General features: G+C 53.3%; 6 protein-coding genes and 1 pseudogene. 2 read left to right on the forward strand and 5 right to left on the reverse strand.

Annotated features, from left to right (window positions below; translation table 11 throughout):
• From RJ38_RS15505 to RJ38_RS15515, 4 genes are all read right to left on the reverse strand, one after another.
• On the reverse strand, window positions 1-209 hold a 209-nt coding region (locus RJ38_RS15505; RefSeq protein WP_039019797.1), incomplete at its 3' end, for a transposase.
• Between the two features lie 17 nt (window positions 210-226).
• Window positions 227-682, reverse strand: coding sequence for a M90 family metallopeptidase (locus tag RJ38_RS19310; protein WP_238321728.1), 456 nt, complete (start codon window positions 680-682; stop codon window positions 227-229).
• Between the two features lie 31 nt (window positions 683-713).
• Window positions 714-1,067 carry a zinc-dependent peptidase gene (locus RJ38_RS19315; RefSeq protein WP_238321729.1) on the reverse strand — a complete coding sequence of 118 codons (354 nt, stop codon included), beginning with the start codon at window positions 1,065-1,067 and terminating at the stop codon, window positions 714-716.
• A gap of 18 nt (window positions 1,068-1,085) precedes the next feature.
• On the reverse strand, window positions 1,086-2,261 hold the full coding sequence (locus RJ38_RS15515; RefSeq protein ID WP_039019798.1) for a dipeptidase: 1,176 nt from the start codon (window positions 2,259-2,261) through the stop codon (window positions 1,086-1,088).
• 118 nt (window positions 2,262-2,379) lie between these two features.
• On the opposite strand from RJ38_RS15515, the gene RJ38_RS15520 reads away from it, so the two are divergent.
• Complete coding sequence (locus tag RJ38_RS15520; RefSeq protein ID WP_039019799.1) at window positions 2,380-2,649, forward strand: DksA/TraR family C4-type zinc finger protein; 270 nt, start codon at window positions 2,380-2,382, stop codon at window positions 2,647-2,649.
• A gap of 237 nt (window positions 2,650-2,886) precedes the next feature.
• Here RJ38_RS15520 and RJ38_RS15525 read toward each other — a convergent pair whose 3' ends face one another.
• Entirely contained in the window at window positions 2,887-3,819 is a 933-nt protein-coding gene (locus tag RJ38_RS15525) for a leucine-rich repeat domain-containing protein (RefSeq protein ID WP_156121897.1), read from the reverse strand.
• 132 nt (window positions 3,820-3,951) lie between these two features.
• Between RJ38_RS15525 and RJ38_RS18965 the strand changes: the two are divergent.
• Window positions 3,952-4,122: pseudogene (locus RJ38_RS18965) on the forward strand (IS30 family transposase); the annotation flags it as partial.

The raw sequence follows: 4,122 nt of genomic DNA on the forward strand, positions 1-4,122 counted from the left end.
GACAACGTCAGACCCTCCCGATCTCCTGTCTCAATCGATTGTTTATTAACCCAGTCCCGAAGCGTTTCGGGGCTGCATCCTATCTTCTTCGAAATCGATCTGAAGCACTCAGATCGCGTCCGATAATCCGCTTCATTCTCAAGCACCAAGCGCACTGCGCGCGCCCGGACTTCTGTTGAAAAACGGTTTCCTGAATTTCCTTTGATCATGACTTATCTTCCAAGCTTTATGATCTCCGGTAAACCCGGTCTGGTTCACTATGCCCAATCCAGTGGGTCGAGTTGGAACAGTTTTTGAACTGCGCATAGACTTCGGGCATGTCTTGCTTCATCGCTTTTGGCTTCTCAAAGAAGGTTTCGACGCCAACCGCGAAAAACTCTTCGTGCCCCTGTGCACCATAAGCATCCATCACCGTTTTTCGCCCGCTTTCCACATCCCGCAAATGGGTTTCATAGGCTGGTAAAATCGCGCCTTCCCATTGGGTAAAACTTTGCCCCTTCGCGAGAATTGGAACGCCGTTCGTGCCGCCGGTCAGGTCATCCATTTGATGGGCGAATTCGTGCAAAATAACATTGTGCCCATCCGTGGTGTTCAAGGCGCCTTGCTTGCTATGGGCCCAGGATAGAACCACCGGACCGCGGGTCCAGCTTTCACCGGCGCGGATGATCTCGCGTTCGGTCACGACAAAACCGTTGCGCCGGGGTTGATGTGACTTAAACGCGCCGGGATAGACGCAAAAGCGTGCGCAGGTTTGTGTACCAAAGCTCTCTGTTCACGACCAACAAACAGGCCTGCACCGCGATGGAGAGGCGCATGTCTTCGGTGATCTCCACACCATCACAACCGATAAATTCCACTTGGTTTAGGAATAGGTTAACCTTACCTTCCAGTGGGGACCGCAGATCTTGGGGCAGGGTGTTATACAGGGGCACGCCATTGCAAACCATAGTCCGCTGCGCAGCTGTGAGTGGCGTTGATAAAAGATTGGCGCGCCTGCGTTTGGTCGTAATATGGCGATACCCGAGGGCCGCGATACCCAAGATACTCAGACCAAGAAAAATCAACATATCAGACAGCTTTCCAGATCAATCGCCCAAACGCGCGCGCAAAACACGCAGCATGTTGTCACCCATAACCTTGCGAATTTGACCTTCGCTTACGCCTTCCGTCAACAACGCATGGGTTAGGGCAGCAAGTTCGGACGTATCAAAACGTGTTGTGACGGATCCGTCAAAATCAGAGCCAAGCGACACATGGTCTTCACCGAGGGCGGCGATCGCTTGTCGGATGACCGACGCGATGCCTGCAGGGGTGGCGTCACAGGTCACATCCGCCCAATAACCAATCGCAATCACACCTCCTGTGGCGGCGATTTCGCGCATCAAATCATCTGGAAAATTGCGTTTCACGGCACATGCAGAATGCAGACCCGTGTGACTGACCACAATCGGCACATCGGTCAGCGCCAACACATCGCGCGCCACTTGTGGGCTGGAATGGGCAACATCGATGATCAACGGGCGGGCCGCCACGTCTTGCACAACCGCGCGGCCAAATTCGGACAGCCCATGATCACCGGTTCCATGCAGGGACCCACCCAGTTCATTGTCAAAGAAATGTTGCAGCGCGATCATCCGGTAACCGGCATCCACCAGCTTATCAAGGTTCGCAAGGTCGCCTTCCAAAGGATGTGCGCCCTCAACCCCCAACAGCCCTCCTACTACATCCTCGCCAGCGGCACGGCGAGTCAGTACCTCTTCCAGATCGGCGCGGTTGCGGATGATTTTCAACATCTCTGGCGCATCTGTTTCAAACCCGTGCAAGCGTTCCGCTTGATACAATGCGCGTTCCAACAGGCTGTCCCAGGTGCGCGGGGGCCAAAGCTGCGCCATCACCAGCGTCGTGATATTATCGCCCGAATCCGCAGAATTGTGATCATAGTTCTGCCCCTTGGGGCTTTTGGTCACCGCGGTGAACATTTGAAGCGCGACATTGCCATCAATCAGGCGGGGCAGATCCACCTGACCGCGATTACCGCGTTTCGTCAGATCTCGGTTCCACAGCAGACTGTCGGCGTGCCAATCGCCAATGATCAGCGTGTCATGCAGGGCGGCGGCCGCATCAGAAACCGGCCAAGGATCATGGGGCGTGACCGCATTACGTTGCGCTTCCACATAGCCAGGTCCAAAGGTCAAAAACGCGGCCCCGGCCAAAACCACCAACACCAAAGCCCGGCCAAGCCATTTTCCAAATCTACGCATGAAATCTCTCCTGAATTTTGTTCAGGGTAGGGGATTTTGTGGAACTGGCAAGGGGTGGGGGTCTTGATTGGTCGCCTTCGTTGCGTCAGGCTGACAGAAACACAGGCGAGGGATCAAAATGGCAGGCGGATGGGCAAAAGATGGGGCGGTCAGCGAGCAGATCGAGGCAAGCGTCAATGACGAGTTGGCCCGCATGAAAGCCCGCCGCACCCCACAAGGCGAAAGCCTGAAATTCTGCGCCGACTGCGAAGAAGAAATCCCCGAGGCCCGCCGCATTGCTGTGCCGGGTGTGAAACTATGTATCGAGTGCATGCAAGACCGCGACGCAAGTTTTCAGGCCCGTGGCGGCATCAATCGGCGCGGTTCAAAGGACAGTCAGTTGAAGTGAATGTCTCCTTCGAGCCCACAATGACGGATGCTGCGTGTTGCACGAAGGTCAGCTATCATGAGACCTTCCAAAAACCTTCAACAACCACGTGGGTTTTGAACGGGGTTTGTGGCAGCGAAAAATAAGCCGTTTTCCATACCTCACACAAACGAGCGTTTTTGGGAGGCCTCCAGTTGCGAACCCCAAGCGTAGACGTTATTGGTCTCTGCGCTTGAGGAAGGGGCTTAACCAAAAACTTTATTCACCTATCTTCAAGCCATTATCAATCAAATGCTGTATTTGGCTGACGTCGCTCATCGCTGGGGTGTTGTTGAGATGGAGGAATCCAAGCCAAGATAATCCGCTGAGCGCGCTGATGTCGCTGACTTGGGCGTCGCTGAGATCTAGCTCATAAAGCTCTGTTAATCTGCTGAGAGAGCTGACGTCGCTGACCGAGGTGCTCATGAGATAGAGAAACTCAAGCGCAGTTAATTCGCTGAGCGCGCTGATGTCGCTGACTTGGGTGTGGCTGAGGTCAAGGTATTGAAGCGCAGTTAATGCGCTGAGCGCGCTGATGTCGCTGACTTGGGTGTCTCTGAGTTCAAGGTGTTTAAGCACAGTTAATCCACTGAGCGCGCTGATGTCGCTGACTTGGGTGTCTCTGAGTTCAAGGTGTTTAAGCGTAGTTAACCCGCTGAGCGCGCTGATGTCGCTGACTTGGGTGTTGAAGAGATCAAGGCTTTTAAGCGCAGTTAACCCGCTGAGAGAACTGACGTCGCTGACCGGATTGTTTCCGAGGTCAAGGTGTTCAAGCGCAGTTAACCCGCTGAGCACGCTGATGTCGCTGACTTGGTTCAAGCTGAGATAGAGCATTTTAAGCGTAGTTAACCCGCTGAGCGCGTTGATGTCGCTGACTTGGGTGTTGCCGAGATTGAGGCGGTTGTCAGTGTAGGTTACGTCGGAAAGCTGTGCCGCTGGATTGTCGGCAATCAACTGCAATTTGACAGCTTCAAAATCATCATCTGCTCTTGCGGATAATGCGACGAGGCATAGGGAAATTCCTAATAAAGCGTTACGTATAATGATCCATTCCTTTGTTTCTGAGGTACTGAAATTAGCGTTCTTTGGACAACACAGCTTGTATGCATGGCGCCAACATAGCTGGTCAAATCGTATTTCATTTTGTCCCACCAAAAACGACCGTTTGTTGAACGGTTCACCGACCCGGACGTTGACGCATGTTCAGTGAAGGTCTGGTTCGTCCGGTGATTTCAACTGGTCGACGCAACACTTTAATCTTTTTGGAAAGATGGAGTGTTTATCATGAAGTATCGCACACGGACGTTTTACACAGACACGCAGAAGTCGGAGATGTGGGATCGATGGGAGCGTGGGGAGTCTTTGAGTTCGATTGGGCGCAGATTCAATCGTGCCTCATCTTCGATTTATCCGCTGCTGGCTCGAACTGGTGGCATTCGACCTGCTAAACGCGTG

Origin of the sequence: Halocynthiibacter namhaensis, assembly GCF_000812685.1 — a bacterium.
Classification (GTDB): domain Bacteria; phylum Pseudomonadota; class Alphaproteobacteria; order Rhodobacterales; family Rhodobacteraceae; genus Halocynthiibacter; species Halocynthiibacter namhaensis.